The organism is Psychrobacter sp. L7 (genome assembly GCF_002810365.1).
Classification (GTDB): Bacteria; Pseudomonadota; Gammaproteobacteria; order Pseudomonadales; family Moraxellaceae; genus Psychrobacter; species Psychrobacter celer.
In genome coordinates, this window is the sequence record NZ_NEXR01000003.1 from 415,220 (window position 1) to 438,316 (window position 23,097).

Annotated in this window: 15 protein-coding genes and 1 tRNA gene; 14 read left to right on the forward strand and 2 right to left on the reverse strand. The window is 46.2% G+C overall.

The annotated features are described in order from the left end of the window. Positions 1–88: 88 nt before the first annotated feature. The 9 genes from amaB to CAP50_RS05485 all read left to right on the forward strand — a co-directional run bounded on the left by amaB (position 89) and on the right by CAP50_RS05485 (position 12,934). Complete coding sequence (amaB, locus tag CAP50_RS05445) at positions 89–1,579, forward strand: L-piperidine-6-carboxylate dehydrogenase (RefSeq protein WP_075101177.1); 1,491 nt, start codon at positions 89–91, stop codon at positions 1,577–1,579. A 151-nt stretch (positions 1,580–1,730) separates the two neighbouring features. Continuing rightward, positions 1,731–3,191, forward strand: coding sequence for a Na+/H+ antiporter NhaC (nhaC, locus tag CAP50_RS05450; RefSeq protein ID WP_083608524.1), 1,461 nt, complete (start codon positions 1,731–1,733; stop codon positions 3,189–3,191). A gap of 12 nt (positions 3,192–3,203) precedes the next feature. Beyond that, entirely contained in the window at positions 3,204–4,490 is a 1,287-nt protein-coding gene (gene amaA, locus CAP50_RS05455) for an L-pipecolate oxidase (RefSeq protein WP_075101179.1), read from the forward strand. A 149-nt stretch (positions 4,491–4,639) separates the two neighbouring features. Next, positions 4,640–5,668 (forward strand): ornithine cyclodeaminase family protein, encoded by a 1,029-nt coding sequence (locus tag CAP50_RS05460; protein ID WP_075101180.1) that lies wholly within the window; start codon positions 4,640–4,642, stop codon positions 5,666–5,668. Between the two features lie 325 nt (positions 5,669–5,993). Continuing rightward, on the forward strand, positions 5,994–8,969 hold the full coding sequence (locus tag CAP50_RS05465; RefSeq protein ID WP_172953066.1) for a contractile injection system protein, VgrG/Pvc8 family: 2,976 nt from the start codon (positions 5,994–5,996) through the stop codon (positions 8,967–8,969). 31 nt (positions 8,970–9,000) lie between these two features. Then, positions 9,001–9,771, forward strand: coding sequence for an XAC2610-related protein (locus tag CAP50_RS05470; RefSeq protein ID WP_075101190.1), 771 nt, complete (start codon positions 9,001–9,003; stop codon positions 9,769–9,771). Positions 9,772–9,789: 18 nt separating this feature from the next. Then, a complete protein-coding gene (locus CAP50_RS05475; protein WP_100749272.1) occupies positions 9,790–11,286 on the forward strand; it encodes a hypothetical protein in 1,497 nt (498 codons plus the stop codon). Between the two features lie 96 nt (positions 11,287–11,382). Then, positions 11,383–12,207, forward strand: a complete 825-nt coding sequence (locus CAP50_RS05480; RefSeq protein ID WP_075101192.1) for a M23 family metallopeptidase — start codon at positions 11,383–11,385, stop codon at positions 12,205–12,207. A gap of 49 nt (positions 12,208–12,256) precedes the next feature. Beyond that, a complete protein-coding gene (locus CAP50_RS05485; RefSeq protein WP_075101193.1) occupies positions 12,257–12,934 on the forward strand; it encodes a hypothetical protein in 678 nt (225 codons plus the stop codon). 497 nt (positions 12,935–13,431) lie between these two features. On the opposite strand, the gene CAP50_RS05490 is transcribed toward CAP50_RS05485, so the two are convergent. Further along, positions 13,432–13,506 (reverse strand) — tRNA-Gly (locus CAP50_RS05490). Between the two features lie 298 nt (positions 13,507–13,804). Between CAP50_RS05490 and CAP50_RS05495 the strand changes: the two genes are divergently transcribed. Both CAP50_RS05495 and CAP50_RS05500 read left to right on the forward strand, forming a co-directional pair. After that, positions 13,805–15,475, forward strand: a complete 1,671-nt coding sequence (locus CAP50_RS05495; protein WP_100749273.1) for an alpha-keto acid decarboxylase family protein — start codon at positions 13,805–13,807, stop codon at positions 15,473–15,475. A gap of 444 nt (positions 15,476–15,919) precedes the next feature. Continuing rightward, entirely contained in the window at positions 15,920–17,710 is a 1,791-nt protein-coding gene (locus CAP50_RS05500) for a potassium/proton antiporter (protein WP_100749274.1), read from the forward strand. Here CAP50_RS05500 and CAP50_RS05505 read toward each other — a convergent pair. Further along, positions 17,707–18,624, reverse strand: coding sequence for a LysR family transcriptional regulator (locus CAP50_RS05505; RefSeq protein WP_100749275.1), 918 nt, complete (start codon positions 18,622–18,624; stop codon positions 17,707–17,709). The genes CAP50_RS05500 and CAP50_RS05505 overlap by 4 nt on opposite strands. Positions 18,625–18,809: 185 nt before the next feature. Between CAP50_RS05505 and speB the strand changes: the two genes are divergently transcribed. From speB to CAP50_RS05520, 3 genes are all read left to right on the forward strand, one after another. Beyond that, on the forward strand, positions 18,810–19,778 hold the full coding sequence (speB, locus tag CAP50_RS05510; protein ID WP_075101197.1) for an agmatinase: 969 nt from the start codon (positions 18,810–18,812) through the stop codon (positions 19,776–19,778). 85 nt (positions 19,779–19,863) lie between these two features. Then, positions 19,864–21,567, forward strand: a complete 1,704-nt coding sequence (locus CAP50_RS05515) for a 5-guanidino-2-oxopentanoate decarboxylase (protein WP_100749276.1) — start codon at positions 19,864–19,866, stop codon at positions 21,565–21,567. A gap of 121 nt (positions 21,568–21,688) precedes the next feature. Then, entirely contained in the window at positions 21,689–23,095 is a 1,407-nt protein-coding gene (locus tag CAP50_RS05520) for a YjiH family protein (protein ID WP_100749277.1), read from the forward strand. Positions 23,096–23,097 lie beyond the last annotated feature (2 nt).

Sequence of the window (23,097 nt, forward strand, 5' to 3'; positions counted from 1 at the left end):
AGAAATTAATTATTTTGCAACTTGCCTAGGTGCAAGTTAAGTTAATAACTCTATCAAGGAAGCATAAACCAATATAAAAGGATTGATTATGATAAAGCAGTATATGGCCGCGATGGGTGTCAAAGAAGCGCAATATCAAAATGGTGACTTTGAGGTAACTAGCCCGATTGATGGCTCGGTGATTGGCAGCATAACCTTGGACAGCGTTGATGAGGTCGATACCAAGATTGCCAATGCCAAAAAAGCCTTTAAAGAATGGCGCGTGGTGCCTGCGCCAAGACGCGGTGAGCTGGTGCGTCTGCTTGGTGAAGTGCTGCGCGAGCACAAAGAAGATCTAGGGATGCTGGTGTCATATGAGGCCGGCAAGATTAAAGAGGAAGGCCTAGGCGAGGTGCAAGAAATGATCGATATTTGCGACTTTGCCGTTGGGGTGTCGCGTCAGCTTTATGGTTTGACGATTGCGTCAGAGCGCCCAGGCCACCACATGCGCGAGACATGGCATCCGCTCGGGGTGATCGGTGTCATCTCTGCCTTTAACTTTCCCGTTGCGGTTTGGTCGTGGAATACCGCGCTGGCTATCGTCTGCGGTAACCCTGTGATTTGGAAGCCCTCAGAAAAAACCCCGCTTGTCGCTTTGGCCTGTCAGGCACTGTTTGAAAAAGCCTTAGCCAAATTTGGCGATGCGCCAGAGCATCTATCACAAGTCTTACTCGGTAAAACCGATGTCGGTAACGCCTTGGTTGAGCACAAAGACGTGACTTTGGTGAGCGCCACCGGCAGTACGCGTATGGGCCGAGAAGTCGGGCCAAAAGTTGCCAACCGCTTTGGCAAATGCTTGCTTGAGCTTGGTGGTAATAACGCCATGATTTTGGCTCCGACTGCGGACTTAGATTTAGCCTTACGTGGTATTTTATTCTCCGCGGTTGGGACGGCAGGCCAGCGCTGTACGACATTGCGCCGTCTATTTGTCCATGAATCTATCAAAGACGATATCTTACCGCGCATCAAGTCCGCTTATGAAACCGTCAGCATCGGTCATCCACTAGAGGGCAATCTGGTCGGTCCACTGATCGATGAAGACAGCTTTAATAATATGCAAGCAGCATTGAGAAAAGCGCGAGAAGCAGGCGGCACGGTCACAGGCGGCGAGCGCGTCCTTGCAGACAAGTATCCTAACGCCTATTACGTAACGCCTGCCATTGTCGAGTTTGACGAGCAAAACGATGTCGCCAGAAGCGAGACGTTTGCGCCGATTCTGTATGTCATGACCTACCAAGACTTTGATGAAGCCATTGAGATGCAAAACGATGTGCCACAAGGCCTATCATCATGCGTGTTTACCAATGACTTGCGTGAAGCGGAAACCTTCCTCAGCGATCGCGGCAGTGATTGCGGTATTGCCAATGTCAATATCGGTACCAGTGGCGCTGAGATCGGCGGGGCGTTTGGCGGTGAAAAAGAAACCGGCGGTGGCCGTGAATCTGGCTCTGATGCGTGGAAAGTCTATATGCGCCGCCAGACCAATACCATCAACTACTCAAAAGAGCTGCCACTTGCCCAAGGCATTAGCTTTGGTTGATAAAAAGGTGAGTACAGACTTTTGCTAATCTGATGTATTTATAAATAAACTGCCAAGCCTAATTTATAGAAGCTTGGCAGGCCAAAAATAATAAGCAATCATGGATTGGTTGCCACTCCCATCGACGACTACTAAGGAAGGTAGAACTATCATGATCGATGATAAATCGCACGACCCCGATATAGATGGCTATGGCCCATCTTCTAACTTTTTGCTTGATATTGCCCCTCTGTTACTGACTGCTATCATTCTGATGATACAGTTCTTTGTATTTAAAGATTTTACCCCTCACATTCCTCTCGCTTGCGGCATATTAATCACCGGCTTATTTATGAAGCTGCGTGGTCGTCATTGGCAAGGTATGGAAGAGCGTTTTTTAAAAGTCATCAAAATTGGTTTACCTGCGATGATTATCCTGATGGGCGTGGGCATGCTCATCGGTGCATGGATTATCGCTGGGACGGTTCCGACCATTTTGTATTACGGCTTTAGTATCTTTTCCCCTTCCTCGTTTTTATTTTCTGTTTGTATCATTTGCGCCATTATCTCTGTCGCTACGGGTACCTCATGGGGGACTGTAGGTACCGTGGGTCTTGCGATGATGGGTATCGGTTTGGGGCTTGGTATCCCAGCACACCTAACGGGCGGCGCGATCGTTTCAGGGGCCTTTTTTGGTGACAAAATGTCGCCGCTATCAGACACCACCAACCTAACGCCTGCTGCTGCTGGCGTCGATCTTTGGGATCATATCAAAGGTATGTTACCGACGACCGTTCCCGCCATGATTACCGCTTTGGCTATCTATGCGTGGATAGGCATGGGGTATGGTGATGACAGTATTGACCTGTCGTCTATCCGCGCATTACAAGACAACCTTGCGGCCAATTACAACTTAAGCATCGTCACTTTGCTACCAGCGTTAGTGGTCATTGTCGCCGCTGTGATGAAAATGCCTGCGATACCGACGGTGTTAAGCGGGGTGCTGGTAGGCTCTGTGATTGCTGTGTTTATGCAGGGTGTGGCGGTGAGTGAGGTGTTTGATGTGTTACAAAACGGCTTTGTCAGTGAGACAGGCTTTGAGGTAGTGGATCAGCTGCTGTCAAAAGGTGGTGTCATGTCGATGACGTGGGTCATCAGCTTGACCATCTTTGCCTTGGGTTTTATCGGTGCGCTTGAGCACTACGGCACGCTTAGGGCTATCATGGCAAAGATTAATAACTTTGTAAAATCGCGTCTGGGTCTGGTGTTTACTACGTACGGCAGTGTGCTTAGTGTCGGGACACTCATCGGTGATGTTTATACCACTTGTGTTTTGCCAGGCCGTTTGTTGCAAGACAAATATAAAGAGATGGGCTATAAACGTACGACATTGACGCGCTCTATCGAAGACGCGGGGACGCTTTTGTCGCCCCTTATCCCATGGAACATGGGTGGTAGCTTTGTGGCAGCGACACTCGGTATCGCCACCTTGACCTATGCGCCTTTTGCCTTTGCCTGCTGGTTGTCGCCTTTATTTGGCCTGCTTTGGGCGTTCCTTGATAAGTTCATACCGCGTGAAGAGCCGGCCACAGCAAAGCTCGACACCAATGCTTCACTAAGTGAAGTATGCTAAAGGGAGTCTAGTATGTTGCAAGAGCAGTGTTTGTGGAACATAACGACGCCTACTATTGACGCATATAGCCAAATGAGTAGCGATACCCAAGCGGCTGTCTGCGTCATTGGCGGCGGCTATACTGGACTGTCTGCAGCGATTCATCTGGCTGAAAAAGGCATCAAAGTCGTCTTGCTTGAGAGTCAAAGTATCGGTAGTGGCGGCTCAGGGAAAAGCGTGGGTCTGGTCAATGCGGGTACGTGGGCGCGCCCTGATGACTTGAGCATTAGCCTAGGCGAGGCAGATGGTGAGCGCTTGACCGAAGCGCTTGGTCAAGCGCCGGGTTTGGTGTTTGACTTAATCAAACGCTATGATATCGACGCGCAAGCGACCCAAGCGGGCAACATTCATATGGCGCACAATGCCAAAGGCGAGATTGATGTCGATATCAGATACGAGCAGCTCAGTCGCCGCGGTGCTAATGTGGAGGTATTGACAGGCAGTAAGTGTCATGAATACTGCGGTACCACCAGTATCAATAAAGCCTTATTAGACCACCGCGCGGGTACTATCAATCCACTGGCTTATGTCCGAGGGCTTGCCAAAGTCGCTGCAAGTCTTGGCGTGACGATCTATGAACACTCTGCTGTTGAATCACTAGAAAAAGTAGGCGGTCATTGGTACGCCAGAACGGCCAAAGCATGTGTCAAATCTGAGCGTGTGATTATAGCAACCAACGCTTATACCGAAGGCGAATGGACAGATATCGCCAAGACTTTTTATCTGGTTTATTACTATCAGATTGCATCCGAACCGCTGAGCGGTGCAGCGGCAGAGCGCATATTACCCTACAAAACAGGTGCCTGGGACACACGTCTGGCGCTATCTAGCTTTCGCCGTGATAACGATGGTCGATTGCTATTAGGTACCGTCGGTGGCATGCAGATGAAGCCCAAATCCTTTTATCAATCGTGGGCCAATGCGGTGCAAAAAAGCTACTATCCAGATCTGCCCGCGTTTGACTGGCAGTATGAATGGTGCGGTAGCTTTGGCTTTACCCAAGATCATATCTTTCGCGTGATGGAGCCAGACGAAGGCTTGCTGATGGCGACGGCTTATAATGGTCGCGGCATTACCACTGGTACGCTTATGGGTAAATGCTTTGCAGACTATATCGTGACCGGAAAAAGAGACAGCATTCCTCTGCCTTTCAAGACTTTAGAGGAAGCAAAGGTGACTTTTGGCGGTATCAAGTCTGGGTTTACAGAGCTTGGCCTCACACTGTATCACGCTGGTCAATGTCTCAAGATCATCAGATAGTTTGGTTATTTGCATAGTGAGGTTATTGATTTAGTTAAAATGATAAACCGTGATAAAAGCTCTAAAAATGGTGGGTTGCTTATTAGCTTTTTTAATGTCACATTTAAGAATTGTTCATAGTAAAATAACAAAACAGATTAAGGATAATTATGCAGATTTTAGACATTCATACCGTAAAAAAACAGCTAACCATGCCGATGGCCATCAGTGCTATCGAGGAGCTGCTGAAGAGACAAGGCGAGCATCCGAGCTGGATTAAAACACCTGAGCGCCTAGTCATTCCTACTTTTCAGGAGAGTGATGCACACACCTCAGGCTCGCATTTGTCGATGCCGTCAGTGGTTTTTGATGGTGAAAACGAGTATGCAGTCGTCAAGCTGGTCACCATCTGTCCCGACAATCCTCAGCGCGATAAACCAACCACCATGGCCGCCATCACTGTCTCAAATAATGAGACAGGCGATATGCTGGCTTTTTTGGACGGAATATATATCACCCAAGTGCGTACCGCCGCGCTGTCGGGGATAGCGACTAAACATCTGGCAAATCCACACAGTCGGGTGGCAGCAGTGGTCGGTACAGGCGGGATGGCATATGAGCAGCTAAACGCTATTCTCACAGTACGTCCAGATATCACGCACGTAAAACTATGGAATAGAACGGCGCAGACGGCGCATCAGTTTCGAGACAGGTTTATACAAGAGTATCCACAATGGCAAGTTGATGTTCAAGTTTGTGAGCATATTGAAGAGGCGATCAGAGACGCAGATATTATCAATCTGGCCACACGCGCGACGGCAGGACTATTTGAAGCGGCGCAGATAAAGGCAAATGTTCATATCAATGCGGTGGGTGCTTATCAGGCCACGATGAAGGAAGTTAGCAACTCAGTGATAGAGGCCTGCGACTCTGTGATCATTGACGATGCTGAAGGCGGCTTACATGAAGCAGGGGATTTGATACAAGCGCATGAAGACAGTGATAGTGCTTGGACATGGGATAGGCTCACTGGCACATTAGGGGACTTGATCAATAAAAAAATTAGCCTCGATGTGAAGGAAGATAAAGGTATGACGCTGTTTAAATCAGTGGGCGCAGCCAGCTTTGATGCAGCCGTCGCTTTACAGGTAGCAAAAAAAGCCAAAGCAAAAAGCTTGGGTCAATGTGTCACGCTATAAGGGCTGAGTATTTATCCTTATACAATCAATCCAACGTAACACTGACACACACCATGTCATGTCCGTATTTTAAAATAAGTGAACTTAAGTGTCCTCAACTCAATCAATAGTCATCTAAAAGAGATAAAAATGGCCGTTATAAAATATCCGTAACTCTTTTTACCTTTTATATTCTCCTGACTTTATCAATGGCTATTGATAATCATAGGCTTAAGAGTTGACAATATTTCAATAAGCACTATACTTTTCTCACGTGGCAGCCCATAACTTTTGTTGATAATGCTGTTGTTTTACGCTCAACCTAACTACGATGAGAATCCCAGTTATGCTTTCACAACGCGCTCGTCTGCATCAGCTCTATGTAGGTGCAGATGTCCTGCCTTTTGACGCCTTATACCCAGTCACCTTTTTATGGCAGAGTAGTATCCATCAACACGCGGTGGGCAGTATACTGGCTTATACTCAGTGTTTTTTGGATAGCGACGCTTGTTTATCACTCATCGGCACACCAGTTTGTCTCACCACGCTTACCGCCGCTCGCAAACCCACTTATCGCTGTGGACATATCAGAGCCGTCCACTACCAGCACTCAGATGGTGCTATTCACTTTTATAGCTTAGATGTTGCCAGCCCAGATTGGCAACTCACTCAGTCTATCCATACCCGCAGCTTTGTGAACCAGTCTACGCTCGATATCATCACCGCGATCCTTGGTGATTATGACTTTGAATGGCAGCTCTCAGACCCACTCTTATCATCAGAACAGCTGACCGCACCACTCGCCATGCGCAGCCAATTTGATGTGAGTGACTATGAATTTATCACAGGATTACTGGCAGATATCGGCATATCGGCTTTATGGATAAACGGCGACTCAGCCGACAATCTTGGTCACTGGCAGCTAATCAACACTTTAGAGGATAGCACGCTTGAGCCAGTAAGCTACCGCTATGCTGCGTCTTCCGTACAGTCCGGTAGTGATATCGTGGACGAGCTACAGATCAGAGCCAAGCAACGCGGCACCTCTATTGTGGCAGTACGCGCTGATGGGTTGTCAGCGGATACTCTCTATGAAGGCCAAGCTTATGACGATTCTGCACTGGCTATGCAAGATAAGACCGTCTTATTAGGGGCGCCGTCTCGAGTCGATAGCGATGCTGCTGCCACTCGTATGGCCAAGCAGTGGGTCGCTGCTAATACCTGCAATAGAGAGTATTACACCGCTGCTGGTTCGATGCGCGGCATGCATATCGGCAATCGCGTGCATATCGATAACTTATCGACTGTTCACACTTTAGCAAGCTATTGCACCGCACTTACTATGATCGGCATCGAACCAGATAGCGACAGCGTCTCTTACCATCATGCTTCTTTTATAGCGGACTGGCTCACTCGTACTAGTAAGCACGCCCATCAAAGCAGCCAACAGCAAACCGACATCTTGTATACGGTCAGCACCGTCCATCAGTCGTATGCAGCCATTCCCCAATACGGTATCGACATCGCACAAGACACCGGAGTTTGGGTAACCGCCACACTATTAGACTCTGCTATTCCATACTGTCCCTATCCCAGCAAACTCGCCTTTGTCAGCAGTACCTATACAGGCGTTACCCAAGCCCGTACCGGTGATCAAACTACCTCAGCGAGTCCAAGCTACGCCTCACAGGTGACCGATGACGGTCTGCAGCGCACCATCACCACTCCGGTATCTGCTGGTATCAGCCCGCACGACGATGGGGTGACGCCACCGCTGCGCAGTTTGCAGTTGTCCTCAGGTGCCACTCACGGCTGGCAGTTTGCCCCAAGACTCGGACAGTCGGTGCTGCTCAACCACTGGTACGGTGATAAAGACAGCCCCGTCATTAGCCGCAGCCTCTATGACGGTATTGGTATGGGCGACACCGATGATAAAGACATCACTTCCCGTGATAGCGGACTCTCCAATCGCCACAACCTACAAAACGGATCCTCACCAAGATGGCATGGTGGCGGTCTGGGACATTCGCAAATCAAGGATGATGACGCGCATAGCGGCTGGATAACCGGTATCGCTCAATACGGACTTAACGATCAATCTGAAGTCAGTCTTCTCTTTGATGACACTCCAAACCAGATCAGCATGCAGTGGTCGGTCAACACTGCTAGTCGTGCCAACGCCCAAACCCCCACCAGCACCAGCAGTGCTACTTTCTCACCAGATGAGCACATCCTTGAGCTTGGTGTCCTACGCCATCGCTACAGCAACCATCAATCGACAAGCAGCGGACAGGGTATAAACCTTGCCACCGATCACGGGCTACAAGCCACAGCGGATAGCGGAGTCTTGCTCTCCACCTTTGGTATCCGGCACAGCCAATCCGAGCATGAATCGGCGTGGGTCAACGACGCAGGTCAGCGTCAGCTGAAACTGGGTGCTGAGCTGAGTGAGACCCTGATGGAAGCCAAACAAGCGCACTTGCAATCCACCCAAGAGATCAGTAGTGCGAACGCGTCTATAAAAGCCTTTGAAACCGCAGCGCAGGTGATCGATGAGACGCTAAATACGGAAGTGCTTGGCGCAGCTGATGTACTTCTAGTCAGTCGTGACAGTATCCTCGCCTCAAGCAGCAATACCCTATGGACAGCCAAGACCATCGTACGCCAATCAGGCGCTACCCAATCGGATGTGGTGGCAGGCAACTATACCTTAACGGCAGATCGTATCGAGTCGCTGTCAGGGATAGCCGGACAGGCTGCGCTATCAGGACTGCATATCAGTGCTAATACCAAGCCAGTAGCGATACAAGCACAGGGCGGTGAGCTGCAACTGCATAGCCAGCAATCCATGACCATCGGTAGTGAGTCAGGACAAGTGAATATCGCAAGTCCTAAACGCATCAAGCTGCAAACCAGCGCGGGGGCGTCGCTGACGATTGATGAGAGCGGGATTAAGCTGGTGTGCCCGGGGGAGATTAAGGTGAATGCGGTGAAGAAGAGCTTGGTGATGGGAGCTAAAGTCAATGCGCCGATGATTGCTTTGCCAACGTCGGGGTTGTTTAGTAAAGCGTTTGATCTTAAAAAGCTGTTACCGCAAGACTTAATAGATCAAGGCATCAGCTATAAGCTTATTAATCACTCGAAAGGTACAGAGATTGAAGGTAAGCTTGATGAAGAGGGTCAGACCTTAAGGGTATTTGGCGATAAGGCTGAGAAGGTTGAGTTAATATTAGATAGTATTTCAATTAGAGAAGATGACAGTTTCGAGTTAACTCCTTTAGATGATGAATATAATTATGATGACGGTGACTGTGGTTGTTAGTCTCTGATAATTAGCCGTTTAGGAAAAGAACATGGAAACTTTTAATAAATACAGAGATATTAATTTGATAATTATTATATATAAGATAATGACAAGTTTGATATTTCTTACACTTGTACTATTAACGTATGAAGCTAACGCCCAATCAAATAAAAATTTTAAAAACTATGTTTTAAATAACTCAGGCAACGCAAAAACGTTTAAAATTCGAGCTATAACTTGTTCTAACAATACTTGGGATTATTGTTTTACACCTGTATCAGTTGAAATAAAAGATAGGTTTGATTCTAATTGGCATCAGACGATAAATATTAATACTGCTGTGCCTTCCTTACAAGAAATGAACACTAGGCTATCTTCAGATACTCGTACCAGACAATACTCTAAATATGAAAGATACACTTTTATATTTGGTGATTTTAATTATGACGGTTATACAGATTTTGCCTATATATCAGGATTACTAGGAAATTATGGAAGCCCTTCTTATACTTTTTACCTATATAATCAAAATAAAAAAACTTATGAATCCGATTTACAATTTTCTGAGTTAACTACTCAAGGTAGATCAGTGCCAGACTTCAATTACGTTCAAAAGGAAATAGTATCCTCTGAAAAAAATGGATCTGGAAACCTTTCGAGCTACTACCATATCAAATCTAATGAACCACAGCTATTTAAAGTTATTAGCCGAGATTATATAAGTAAAGCCGACAAAATATATTTAAAGACGACTACTAAAGTTTTGAATAGTAATAATGAATGGACGTCTTCTATAAGTTACGATGAATATACTGATTAATGTCAATTAGGTCGAAATATGGCTACTAAAAAATTTGAGATTTTAAAAGCTGAGTCTGTCAGACTTCTTATAAAAACTTGCTTTGAAAATGAAGTAACCCAGCATGCTCAAATTGCATGTGTATTAGCTAATTGCCAACATGAAACTCTGAATTTCTTGTATTCAGAGGAAATTAATGGTAGAAGTCAAGCGAAATTATTGGGATATAGAGGGGGCATTGAATATTTTGGAAGAGGGTACATACATTTAACTCACATAGATAATTATCAAGAAGCAGATAGTAAACTTGGTCTTGGCGGAAAACTGACTCGTAATTTAGACTATGCTACCAATCCTAATATAGCAGCTAAAACGGCTGTAATAGGTATGCGAGATGGTTGGTTCACTGGGCTAGGACTTGAACGATGGCTTGATGGTGATAAGGGCTGGATTACTGGAGATGGTCTTTCTTACTATTATGCAAGACAAATTGTAAATGGAGATTTTAAAACAACAAACACTGCAGAAATTGCTAAAGAATGGAGCTTAAAAATCCCCTCAGTTGTCAATGACATAGACGGGTATTCAGTGTTATCAGTTAGCTTGATTGATATTAGAGAAGCGTCAGTTCCTGGCTCATTGATTGAAATAACTGTTGCTGAAGACTCGAGCTTTTCACAAAAATTTACAACTAACAAAGAGGGAATAATTCCATATATATATGCTCCTCTCAATTCTACTTTAGAATTTAAAATTAATAATCGAACTTGTAGAAATAAATTATTAATGGATAAAAAATTAAAATCTACTACTTTGGTCAATTCTAACTGTAAATTTAATACCGATACCAAACCGCATCAGGTAGTTGATAATCCAAATGATAAAAATTCAAGTGAACCAGATAAAGATAATACTGTTTCTAATCAGCTAATTGAAACTGAAAGTGATAATCAGTCGAAAGTAGATAGTGTGACTTTCAACATCAAACTAGTCGAAGGCGATACAGGAAAGCCCCTACCCAATACAACCTATTATCTTGAGTATAAAAACAATATCAAACCCCATAAAACCGATAGCTCAGGTATCGAATCAGGTGTAACAGCTGATGTTAGCCAGTCTATCGGTGTCTATCTTGATGACGACGACGGTAAAAAGCAATCCATCTACAGCATGTCATTTCCCGTAACAGGCGACTTAAACGGACGGACTAAAGTAATCAAAGTCCCTGTCGTTTCTTTTAGCATCAAATTTGTCGACAACAACAATCAACCCATACCCCGTTACGAGTTTAAAACCCTATATCGTGGCAGAAAATCTGCTATAAAAAGAGCCAACCGTCAAGGTATTAGCACTATACAAGCCCTTGCTGGTCAAAAGCTTACCGTTATCGATGGACAAGATAGAGCTCAAACAACCGCCATCGTTACCTATGGCTCTAAACAATGGACTATGATCATAGGCACAGACATCACCGAAGAAGATATCAGCGATACCTTGAGTCAAGAAGCATCGACTACTCCAGAGGCCAGTAAATAAGAGGACAAGCCAAAACCTCAAACAGAGCAAAACCCTGTCATCAAAGTAGAAAAGCCAAAAGTAACAGAGGTTGAAAAAAAGACAGAAACAGGGCCGATGCTTGAGGTTTCCTCAGATGAGGCTAAAATCACAATAAAGTTCGTTGATGAAGCAACGAATAAGCCCTTATCAGGACTCTCGTATTGGACGCAATCAGATAAATACGGTAAAAATCCATCAGTAACGAGTGGTGATGGTACAAGAGGTAGAGCACACAATTCGCTAGTAGGTGTTGATATAACCGTACTGGTGTATGAAGACGGTAAGGAAGTTAAGAAAGATGTCATTACAGCAAGTGCCGATCGAAATGATATTCCTTATGTTTATAAGGCTAAGAAGCCTGAGACAACATGGTGTAATCCATTAGATAGCTGCATAGTTAGAACTGCTCGTTTAGCATCAAGAAAATCTGCTACATACGGAAAGGTTAGAAACGGTGGTACACGAAACCACCAAGGTGTAGATTTTCGTGCAGTTCCTGGCGTACCTATCAAAGCGGTTGCTGAAGGAAAAGTTATTATAATTAATGAATCTTATAGCAGCAAATCTAATTTCGGAGCATATCTAGTATTAGAATGCGAACTTAATGCATTACCAGAGTTTCAAAGATCTCATGCTAAAAAAAATGTTAAAGGTAATAAAGTATGGTTTTTTTATGCTCATCTTAGTCAGATCAATACCAAGTATAAGAACAAGAAAGTCTCAGCTGGTACAGTATTAGGTAAAACTGGAGCTAGTGGCAATGCTAGAGGTATGACCACTATTGCTAAGGGCGCACATTTACATTTTGAAGCTAGGCATGTCTCTACAGGTAGCCCTGGAAGAGGGTTAGTTGGTAGGTTTGATCCTCTACCATTTTTTCCAAAAATCCCTCCTGCATAGTGGATTGAATGTATTACTAATAGCTCTTTCAAATTTCGGACAGTTAATTATGCAATATAGAATCGCTTTTACAATGTTTTTTACTATATTAATTAGCGCATGTAATAATAACGCTACTACGCAAAACCCAGATGTCCAAACTACCAAAATTCAAACTGAAAAACTTTATCAGGAATTTCAAGGTGGTGAAGCAAAAATTCAACAACATCCAAAAACTCAAAACACTAAATTACCAGGTCAACAGAAGCCCCCTATTACAAATGAAGTTAAAGTAGGTGAAATTATTAGTTTGGATAGTATTAAAAGTATATCTAGTTTTGAAAATGAGCTAAAAGAAATATCAGTTGTTGAGGACTGTGGAGGCTTTCTTGCTCAAGAAGAAAGTGAATATGAAAGTATCCTTCAATATGGGAATATGGCAGTAAACGTAATGAACGATCAAGCGGTTGTATCAAAAGTCATTGGGTTTCCTGATAACTTTAAGTTTAATTACAAAGGACTTGTAGTTGACAGCAATTTCACGTCCAAGGATTTAAACTATGATGACTTTGAAATCTTTAAAAATGAACTTAATTCGTCACAAGAGATAATAGGTATTGAATTTACAGATATAGAAACAGTTTACGACACTTTATTTAGTTTACGGGAAAATAATAGTGATGATTTATTTTATCTATACTTTCTAGATGAAAAAGCCGTCGCTTTGGAGATTGTTGTTCAATGTTAGTTTGTATTGGCATAATAAATCAGCAATAATCTAAATGTATTAGAAATAGATAGATATACTGCATTCATTATAAAAATTATTAGTAAGATAAAAACAAGTTTAAATTGCTCTTGTGAGTTTACTCGTTTATACCCAAAGGATAAAGGACTAAACTCCCATGATTCACTTGATGATATGACACCTGCTGAATACAGGCAGGTGGCTTAATTATTCTACGATGATGTTGTGTTAAGAATGGGGTATTTACATGACGATATTAATTGTTTTACTCTGATCAATTATTTTTTAGTTTGGGGTCAATTCAGTATTCGCAGCTTTAGGGCAGGGCACGGTTTGGGCACGAAATGGTCACGTTTTGGTCACGGTGCTGATTTTTGAGCTTTTAATATGTTAGACAAGCTTAATAATTAGATTAATAAACCAACATGAAATATCGCTACAAGCCCCGGAAAATGGACAAAAAAAGCCTCACTGTTAAGTGAGGCTTTTTAAATATTTGGAGCGGGATAAGAGATTCGAACTCTCGACCCCAACCTTGGCAAGGTTGTGCTCTACCACTGAGCTAATCCCGCTAATTCATCGTTTGATTAATTCATCGTTTGATTAACTATCATCAGATGATGAAGGCGTATTATACGCAGTTTTTTTGAGGTGTCAACACCCTTGACGAAAAAAAGTAAAAGTTAGCAAGACAGGTATGTCATCTGCTCATAAATGTATGTTATAACGGTTTCTTATAATATGCATTCCAAAAGATTTGCATTGAAAAATAAGCTGGGATGCATTTTATAGTTTGTTTTTATGATGGTTTTCATCATAGATACCTACCAATCATACATACTTATAATGACAGGTCATAAGGATAAGGAAATGAGTCAACAATATACCATCGCAGATTATTTGTTTGATCGCATCGCAGAAGCGGGTGCAAGTGATATATTCGGTGTACCAGGGGATTTTAACCTCACGTTTTTAGACAATATCATCGCCTCTGACAAGCTGCGCTGGGTCGGCAATACCAATGAGCTAAACGCAGGTTATGCCGCTGATGGCTACGCACGTGAGCGTGGTTTTGCGGCCATGGTGACGACCTTTGGGGTGGGTGAGTTATCAGCGATAAATGCCACGGCAGGCTCTTTTGCCGAGTATGCGCCAGTGCTGCACGTCGTCGGTGCGCCGAGCACAGCGCTGCAAGATGCCAAACGCCGTATTCACCATACGCTTGGAGACGGGGTATTCAATCACTTTATCAAGATGGTAGAGCCTGTGACCGTCGCACGGGCACAGATTACGCCAGAAAACGCCGCCTCAGAGATCGACCGTGTGATCCGCGTGATCCTCAAAAAACACCGCCCAGGCTATCTTCTGTTGTCGCCAGACGTGGCAAAAATGCCGATTTATCCGCCGACGACCAAGCTCGATGACAGTCAAGAAGACATCACCAGTCAATCGGCGCTGGCAGACTTCAAGCAAGCGCTGGCAGAGTTTTTGCCCAACAAGACCACCACGCTTATGGCAGATTTGATGGTGCATCGTTTGGGGTTACAAAACCAGCTAAAAGCGCTAATCGCTGAGACCGAGATTCCTTATACCACGCTGTCATGGGGTAAGACACTGCTTGATGAAAACAGCGAGCGCTGGGCGGGTACTTATGCGGGTGTCGCCTCACGTCCTGTGGTAAAGGACGCCGTAGAAAACTGTGAGTGTTTGATTAAGATTGGCGTGCAATATACTGATACGACGACGGCAGGCTTTAGCCAAAATATCGATCAAAAAACAGTGGTCGATTTGCACTATGAGCGGGCGTCTATCAGTGGTCGCAACTTTGCTCCGATTGCGCTAAAGGACTCGTTGCAAGTGCTGCATGAAGTGATGACTTCTGGTATCGAAGTTGTACCCAAGCCATTTTGTAAAGAGATGACACCGCATGAGCAGAATGGCAAAGACGATGAGGCTATTCGTCAAGACGATCTGTGGCATATCATCGCTGATCATTTAGATCATAATAATCTGGTGTTTTCGGATCAAGGCACCTCGTATTTTGGCATCAGTGATGTGCGCTTGCCAGAAGGGGTGACTTCTTATGGCCAGCCGATGTGGGGATCCATTGGTTATACGCTGCCGGCCAGCCTAGGCGCTGCCATTGCTTCACCAAATAAGCGTAGCGTGCTGCTCATCGGTGATGGTTCGGCCTTACTGACGGTACAAGAAATCGCTGTGATGATTCAAGAGCGCATCAATCCGGTGATTGTGCTGATCAATAATGATGGCTATACCGTTGAGCGCGCTATCCATGGCGAAAACCAGTGCTACAATGATATCCCTCGTTGTGACTGGCAGATGATGCCAAAAGCCTTTGGTGCTACCGAAGACAACAGCTTACTGCTCAAAGTCACCACGGCAGGTGAGCTAAAAGCCGCGCTCAAGCAAGCGGCTGCTACCACTGATAAGTTGGTGATGCTAGAGGTGATGGCTGATAAGCATGATATTCCCCCGCTATTGGCCGATATCAGTGCGGCGCTAAAACCAAAAAATGACTGATGGCATGGTGATGCTATACGATAGCTAAAGCAGTCATCTGCTCGCTTGTATTTACTCGCTACCTGACCTCACTTGGCATCTGTGCTGAGTGGGGTTTTTTGTGCACTTATCGATACGTGCCGGTAGTCATGATTTATTATCAGGTATGGTGAGCGAGGCGGGTATTATCATGATAAATTAGACGGTTAACAGATGATAGGAGAGGCCGTATCATGATTTGGCTAAAAATGCTTATGGATGAATTGAAGGTGTGGCTGACTAAAATAAATAGATATGAAAAGTATTTTTTAAAATAGGATTTTTGCTCTCGCTAGTAGATGTTATTCTTAGAGGTGCTTTGAGCATTTTATTTGCAGTATCACCGATCGCGTCACCATATCGTCAGGTCAGTGCTATCGCACGTGCAATACTTGTCATCACCGATAACCATAGGGCTTAAAATAGATGGATACCTTAAATATCCTGTATCTCGTAGGAGCATTGTTGATTTTTGCCAGTATCATGGCAAGCACGTTATCCGCGCGTTTGGGTGTGCCATTATTATTGTTGTTTTTGATAGTTGGCATGCTGGCAGGCGAGCAGGGTATCTTAGGCATTGAGTTTTCTCAGTACGGTATTGCCAATTTTGTCGGGCAAGCGGCGCTCGCTTGTATCTTGCTCGATGGTGGTCTGCGTACCTCTTTTAAATCATTTCGCGTCGGACTCAAGCCGGCGGTGACGTTGGCCACATGGGGCGTGCTGGCGACAGTGATGGTGCTTGGGGTCTTTGTCACTTGGCTGCTTGATGTCGATTGGCGTTTTGGGCTGCTGATGGCCGCTATCGTTGGCTCGACCGATGCTGCCGCGGTATTTTCACTACTACGTAATGGCGGGGTCAAGCTAAACGACCGTGTTCAAGCCACGCTAGAGTTGGAGTCGGGTGCCAACGATCCGCTGGCCATTTTATTGGTGACAGGACTGATTGCTTTAAATGTCGATCCGGCAGGTCAGACTGTGCTTGGTTTTTTGGGCTTGCTGTTGCAGCAGCTGGGCGTGGGTCTGGGCATGGGCCTGTTATTCGGCTACCTGCTAGCGCGTCTGTTGCCAAAAGTGCATCTGGCCGAGGGTATGTATGCTATTTTGATATTGTCTGCCGGCCTTTCTGTCTTTGCTGCGACCAATTTGCTTGGCGGTAGTGGGTTTTTGGCGGTCTATCTGACGGGCGTACTGATCGGTAACCATAAGGTGCGCTCGACTGAGCACGTCATGCGCGTGATGGATAGCTTTGCTTGGTTGTCGCAAGCGGTTTTGTTTGTGGTACTGGGGCTGTTGGTGACGCCATCAAACGTCATCAACGTCTGGCATTATTCGGTGGCGATTGCAGCCTTTATGATACTGGTGGCGCGTCCGATTGCGGTCTATACCAGCGTCAAACCCTTTAAGTTTAAAGACAGAGAGATTGGTTTTATCTCTTGGGTAGGCCTGCGCGGGGCAGTTCCGATTACCCTTGCTATTTTGCCAGTGATGGCTGGTATAGAGGATGCCTTTATGTTGTTTGATATTGCCTTTGGGGTAGTGGTGCTGTCATTGATCCTGCAAGGGACGACGATTCCTTTTATGGCCAATGTGTTTCGGGTGCGTATTCCGACCAATAAAGACCCAAAAGAAGAGCATGAGGTTTGGGTGTCAGACAAGGCCAGTATTACCCTGTATGAGTTTGAGGTGCAAGCAGGGGCGTTTGCGATAGGTCGCCATCCGCTCGGTATCTCCAACCGTATCAGCCCAGATGAGATCAGTGTGTTTGCCTTGGTGCGTGGTCAGCAAATCGTCGTGGTCGAGGAGGACACCAAACTCAGATATGGCGATAGCGTCTGGTATGCCATGCGCGGCAACCACGCCAGCAAGATCGCCAAGATTTTCAATGACACGACTTTAGACCGTAAAGCCATCGATGACTTTTATGGTGACTGGCTGCTATCACCCAGTGTCAAGCTTGGTGATTTGCCCTTTTTTACCGACATGGTGACCTCAGAGTCGCTGGCAGACACTCTCAAGTATAAAAAGCCAAAAAACACTGAGAGCATGTGGGAGCAGACGGTCGCTGAGTATGTCGCACAAAGCTTAGAGACCGCGCCTGTGTCGGGGGATACGGTAGAGATCGATGATGTATGGTCATTGGTGATCAAGGAGGTCGATGACAAAGGCAAGCTCAGAACGATCGGCCTAAAACATGAAGAGCCAGCAAAAGCGCTTTAGTCGTTTGCCGGCTGTGATAGCAGACTTATCATACGCTGTAAAAAATCCGCGACATGCTTATGCAGGTTTTGCCGATATGCCCAGTGATGCTTGACCTCGTAGCTTGCCTCTTCGGGCAATAGTATCTTCATCATACCCATCTCCTCATAGCGCTTGGCCAAATCGTTGGGCAGATAGCCGACGTGATGACCTGCTAAGATAAGCTGCGCGGTCGCCTCCATATGGTAAGTGGTGGCGCTTAAGGTTTTTGGCCGGATATGATTGATACTCAAGTCGGTAATATAACCGCGTTTTATCCAAGGATGGTTTTGTTCCAACGCCTCAAAACTCAGGCCTTCTGACTCATAAAACAGCTGATGCTCACGCCCGCAGCAGACCACTTGTTTCTCAATAAAGGCCGGCTGAAAGGTCAGTAGCGGCGGAAAACTGCCAAAATACCCCACGCCAAGATCACTCTCATTACTCAGCAGCTTATCTATCATACTCTCAGGGCTTTGCACATCGATAGAAAAGTGTATCAATGGATTATGACGATAGCTGGCCGCCAAACACTGACGTAACGCTTCATAAAAAAACGTCGGCATCTGATCGATAAGGCACAGGCGAATATGGCCGCCGCGTACGGAGTCTAGTTGGCGAATATAATGCAGCTGATGCTGAAAGCTGGCCACCGCCTCGGTGAAGCTCAAACAGGCCTCATAGACTGCCGCGCCATCCTCGGTCAGCTTAAACCCTGCGCGCCCGCGATGACAAAGCGTCATTCCCAAACGATCCTCTAAGTGCGTTAAGTGACCACTAATGACAGAAGGCGTCACATTTAAGCGCGATTGCGCTGCGGTTACCCCTTGGCACTCTACAATGGCCATAAAGCTGCGCAAGGTTTTGATGTCTATTTTTATCAGCTCATCTAGCATATATAGGCCTCTCCCATATCAAGTCCTTGTGACAAAGCTTCTAATAATAACGAATAAATCGAAGTTACTACGAAAAACCAGAAGTTTACTTCTGAATTTTACCATGGTCTGTGTTCGGATATTTCGGTATTGTCAAAGCATCTGACAAACTGTCTATGACACCAATCAAAACAAGGATGTGAGTGATGAAATTTAATCAACCATTAAGCGGCAACGATATGCCAAGATTTGGCGGTTTTGCCTCTATGATGCGCCTGCCGACGCAAGCAGATGCCAAAGGCTTGGACGCAGCTTTTGTAGGCGTGCCTTTAGATATCGGCGCATCAAACCGTAGTGGTGCCAGACTGGGCCCAAGACAGATTCGTGATGAGTCGCGTATGATTCGCCCTTATAACGTCGCCACGCGCGCCGCGCCCTTTGAGTCTTTGCAAGTCGCTGACATTGGCGACGTACCTATCAATACCTTTAACCTGCAAAAAAGCGTCGACATCATCGAAAAATTTTACACCGATAATATCGTCAGTCATGGCGCGATTCCATTAACACTGGGCGGTGATCATACCATTGCCCTGCCTATCCTACGTGCACTTGCTAAAAAACACGGCCCTGTCGGGATGGTGCATATCGATGCGCATGCTGATATCAATGACGAGATGTTTGGCGAAAAAATCGCCCATGGCACGCCGTTTCGCCGTGCTGTCGAAGAAAATCTAATCGATGGCAACCGCGTGGTGCAGATTGGCCTGCGCGGCACCGGCTATAGTGCTGAAGAGTTTGATTGGTCAACTCAGCAAGGCTTTCGCGTGGTGCCAGCCGAGGAGTGCTGGTACAAGTCGCTGACACCGCTCATGGCAGAAGTGCGTGAAAAGCTCGGCGATGGCCCTGTCTACTTGAGTTTCGATATCGATGGGATTGATCCTGCGTTTGCACCGGGTACGGGCACGGCTGAAATTGGCGGCTTAACCTCCACCCAAGGCATCGAGATTATTCGCGGTATGCGCGGCCTTGACGTAGTCGGTGGCGATTTGGTCGAAGTGTCACCACCCTACGATCCGTTTGGTAACACCTCGGTACTCGCAGCAAACTTGCTGTTTGAGATGCTTTGTATCTTGCCAGGTGTGCGCTATGACGATAAGGTCAAAGCGTTATATTAATTGGCCTGTGTTGGGCAGGATACTACTGCAGGCCAATTAATATTTAGGCCGTAAATACTATTGAAATTTTTAGGATGATCGACTCATGACCCAAGTAATGCAAACGCCTTCTTTATCGCCAGACACCTCGTCTCTGACCTGTGGTGAGCTACTCGTTCAGTGGCTGGCGTATTATGGAGTGGAGACTGTATTTGGTATCCCCGGTGTGCACACGGTCGAGCTATACCGTGGCCTGCCGAGTAACAATATCCGCCATGTGACGCCGCGTCACGAGCAAGGTGCAGGCTTTATGGCCGACGGCTATTACCGCGCGTCTGGCAAAGTCGGGGTGTGCTTTATCATCACCGGCCCTGGCATGACCAACATCATGACAGCAATGGCGCAAGCCTTGGCAGATTCTATTCCAATGTTGGTGATTTCTAGTGTCAATAAAGTTAAAGATACGGGCAGCGGTGAAGGGCACTTGCATGAGCTGCACGACCAGCAAGGTATGGTCAGTAAGGTTGCGCTTGCAAGCAAAACCATCTGGCAACCTGAATCCTTGCCTAAGGTCATCGCCGAAGCCTTTGCCATGTTTGATGGCGCGCGTCCGGGACCGGTACATATTCAGCTGCCTATCGATGTGATTACCGCTGATGCCAGTCATGTCGCCAAGCCGCCTAACAATGATAATAGTGTAGCAAGTTTGGCGCGACCGCAGGTCACAAGACCGCTGCCCAATCCTGCGCAGCTTGATTTGATCATTGAGCAGCTAAACCGCGCAAAAAATCCAGTGTTGCTTTATGGTGGCGGCTGCGTTGATGTCGATCACGATGCACAAAGGCTGGCAGAGCGTATCGATGCGCCGACATTTTTGACCATCAATGCCAAAGGTTTGTTGCCGCCTAGTCATCCGCTGAGTTTGGGGAGCAATCAGTCGTTAGAGGCGGGGCGCGCCGTCATTAGCGAGGCCGATGTGGTATTGGCGATCGGTACCGAGCTTGGTGAGACCGATTATGATGTGTTCTTTAATGGCGAGTTCCAAATCAATGGCACACTCATTCGTATTGACTGCGACGCTCAGCAGTTACAGCGACCATTTCGAGCGGATATCGCGGTATTGTCCGATGCACAAATGGCCATTAGCGGCCTATGCACACGTTTAGAGGATCATCAGCTAAATCATCAAGCCGCCGCACGCGTAACCGAAGCAAAGCAGGCGTTGATCAAAGCGATGACACCTGACTTTGCCGGTCAAAACGCCCTGCTTCAGCTGATTCGAGACGAGGTGGAGGATGTCATCTTCGTTGGCGATTCGACGCAGCCTGTCTATAGCGGCAATCTTGGCTTTGAGGCATTGGCGACCCGTAAGTGGTTTAACTCTTCGACGGGGTTTGGCACCTTGGGTTATGGCTTACCTGCCGCCATTGGCGCCATGATTGGCTCAAGTGCGCCCGTTATTAGTCTTATCGGCGATGGCGGCATTCAGTTTACCATTGCCGAGCTCATCTGCGCCGCCGAGCTTGAGCTGCCACTGATCGTCCTACTTTGGAACAACCAAGGATATGGTGAGATTCGCCGCTATATGGAGGAAGGCGGGCTGCCACTGATTGGGGTCAATATCAAAACACCAAAGTTTGAGCCATTGGCCGCAGGGTTTGGCGCGGGCTACCGCCGAATTACCGATAAGCAGCAGTTATTAGAGGCTTTGCAAACAGACATAAGTGGCAAGCAGCCAATGGTTTATGAGGTGGATGAAAGCGATGCGTTTTTGTCAAAAATGAGTCAAGACTTTACCTATTTTGGCTAATCATCTACATGGATTAAAAATAACCAACAAAACCGTATCACGCTGTTTTTTCGCTGAAATGAGGGATCGGGCAGGCAGCAGAAAGGAAAGCTGGCGTCGTCGCCTATCAAGGAGGAATTAAATGACGAACTATATCGATAAGTCGCAGCAGCCGCTATTGGGTAATGATGCTGTCGAACCTACCACTCCACAAGGTGAGCGGTGGCGCGCCTCAATGTGGAAGTTTTTACTATTTTCTGCGCTGGGTTTGGCGCTGTTTATCATCCCGTTTAAATGGGAGGGGAAGGTCACCATTTTATTGGGCGTGCTGACAGATACTCTGCAGGCCTCACTTGGGGACTACGTGGTGTATGCTGCACTGGCCATTGTGACTTTGTCTTTGGTTGGGGCGCTGGCAGTCAAGCTCGTTAGACCAGAGGTTCATGCAGACTCCATGACGACAAAGCTTTTTGATGTCGATTGGTTTTGGCTTGCCGCGCGGTTTTTTGGGGCGCTGTTTGCCTGGATGATTTATTTACAAGTCGGTCCTGAGTTTATTATCAATCGCAATACTGGCGGGGTGATTTTTGAAGACTTAATTCCCATTTTGATTCCTTTATTCTTCTTTGCCATTTTATCTCTACCCTTTCTCACCGACTTTGGCCTGATGGAGTTTTTGGGTACCTTGGCCAGCAAGGTGTTTGTGAAGTTGTTTAGATTGCCTGGGCGCTCTGCAGTCGATGCCATGTCTTCTTGGTTTGGCGCGGCCTCTATTGGCTTACTGGTGACTATGCAGGAGTACAATAAAAGCTACTATAGCCAGCGTGAAGCGGCGATTATCGCTACCACTTTTTCGGTGACATCCATTGCCTTTACCTACGTCGTTGCCAAAACCATTGGCGTCGATAATAACTTTATCTTCTTTTATCTGACCGTCGCCTTGACAGGGTTTATCGCCGCTATCATTATGCCGCGCATACCGCCATTATCGCTAAAACCGGATACTTATCATTCTGGCAAAAGCATGCTGGATGAAGGCATTCCTGCGCAGTATTCCACTTACCAATGGGCGGTCAATCGTGCCGTCACGCGCGCGCACTCTATGCCAAGTTTGGGTAGCGTGTTTAAGCATAGCCTAAAGAATTTGTTTGATATCTATTTTGGTTTGATTCCGGTGATTTTCGCTATCGGTACCATTGGGCTTGGTTTAGCAGAGTACACCCCTGTGTTTGATTGGCTGTCTGCACCGCTTGTGCCATTGCTTGAGTTGTTGCAAATTCCAGAGGCGACTAAAGCTGCGCCAGCGATGATTATGGGCTTTGCTGATATGTACTTGCCAGCCTTGGTCGGCAAAAGCATCGAGAGTGAGATGACACGCTTTATCGTCGGGGCGGCTTCTATTACCCAGATTGTTTATATGTCTGAGGTGGGCGCGCTGATATTAAAATCAAACATTAAGCTGAATGTCTTAGAGCTGTTTATGATTTTTATCTTACGTACGCTGATTAGCTTGGTGGTTATCACCTCAGTGGCGCATCTATTGTATTAATC

What these genes read in the sequence shown, in the direction of transcription:
- CAP50_RS05465 (WP_172953066.1), top strand. Translation starts at nt 5,994, where the DNA reads ATGCTTTCACAACGCGCTCGTCTGCATCAGCTCTATGTAGGTGCAGAT.
- CAP50_RS05515 (WP_100749276.1), top strand. Translation starts at nt 19,864, where the DNA reads ATGACCCAAGTAATGCAAACGCCTTCTTTATCGCCAGACACCTCGTCT.
- CAP50_RS05480 (WP_075101192.1), top strand. Translation starts at nt 11,383, where the DNA reads ATGCTTGAGGTTTCCTCAGATGAGGCTAAAATCACAATAAAGTTCGTT.
- speB (WP_075101197.1), top strand. Translation starts at nt 18,810, where the DNA reads ATGAAATTTAATCAACCATTAAGCGGCAACGATATGCCAAGATTTGGC.
- CAP50_RS05520 (WP_100749277.1), top strand. Translation starts at nt 21,689, where the DNA reads ATGACGAACTATATCGATAAGTCGCAGCAGCCGCTATTGGGTAATGAT.
- CAP50_RS05475 (WP_100749272.1), top strand. Translation starts at nt 9,790, where the DNA reads ATGGCTACTAAAAAATTTGAGATTTTAAAAGCTGAGTCTGTCAGACTT.
- CAP50_RS05505 (WP_100749275.1), bottom strand. Translation starts at nt 18,624, where the DNA reads ATGCTAGATGAGCTGATAAAAATAGACATCAAAACCTTGCGCAGCTTT.
- CAP50_RS05500 (WP_100749274.1), top strand. Translation starts at nt 15,920, where the DNA reads ATGGATACCTTAAATATCCTGTATCTCGTAGGAGCATTGTTGATTTTT.
- CAP50_RS05495 (WP_100749273.1), top strand. Translation starts at nt 13,805, where the DNA reads ATGAGTCAACAATATACCATCGCAGATTATTTGTTTGATCGCATCGCA.
- CAP50_RS05470 (WP_075101190.1), top strand. Translation starts at nt 9,001, where the DNA reads ATGGAAACTTTTAATAAATACAGAGATATTAATTTGATAATTATTATA.
- CAP50_RS05485 (WP_075101193.1), top strand. Translation starts at nt 12,257, where the DNA reads ATGCAATATAGAATCGCTTTTACAATGTTTTTTACTATATTAATTAGC.
- nhaC (WP_083608524.1), top strand. Translation starts at nt 1,731, where the DNA reads ATGATCGATGATAAATCGCACGACCCCGATATAGATGGCTATGGCCCA.
- CAP50_RS05460 (WP_075101180.1), top strand. Translation starts at nt 4,640, where the DNA reads ATGCAGATTTTAGACATTCATACCGTAAAAAAACAGCTAACCATGCCG.
- amaA (WP_075101179.1), top strand. Translation starts at nt 3,204, where the DNA reads ATGTTGCAAGAGCAGTGTTTGTGGAACATAACGACGCCTACTATTGAC.
- amaB (WP_075101177.1), top strand. Translation starts at nt 89, where the DNA reads ATGATAAAGCAGTATATGGCCGCGATGGGTGTCAAAGAAGCGCAATAT.